Origin of the sequence: Flammeovirga sp. OC4, assembly GCF_000812565.1 — a bacterium.
Classification (GTDB): Bacteria; Bacteroidota; Bacteroidia; order Cytophagales; family Flammeovirgaceae; genus Flammeovirga.
This window is the reverse complement of sequence record NZ_JTAM01000196.1, coordinates 1-256: the sequence shown is the minus strand read 5'-3', so window position 1 is coordinate 256 and position 256 is coordinate 1. Positions and strand designations below refer to the sequence as shown.

1 protein-coding gene is annotated in these 256 nt (G+C 40.6%); it reads right to left on the bottom strand.

Going from position 1 to position 256, the window contains the following annotated elements; translation table 11 throughout:
* On the bottom strand, positions 1-256 hold a 256-nt coding region (locus tag PL77_RS29940; RefSeq protein ID WP_044213779.1), incomplete at both ends, for a transposase zinc-binding domain-containing protein.

Genomic DNA, 256 nt, shown 5'->3' with positions numbered 1-256 from the left:
GCAGACTCAAATTTTGTCCCCAAGTATGAAGTACTGCTATCATTCCCATTTCCCCCATTAGACTTTTGCTTCCGAATGTTTTGACTGTTTCCCAGACGGTTTTGAAAAGCAGGTTATACATCAATTCAGGCTCATGCAGAAAGAGGTCATTTAATTGATGAGGCACTGTAAATACAGTATGAAAATAGGGGACGTCTAGTACTTCCTCCTCCCGTTTTGCGATCCATTTTTCTCTATAAGTTGCCTGACATTTCGA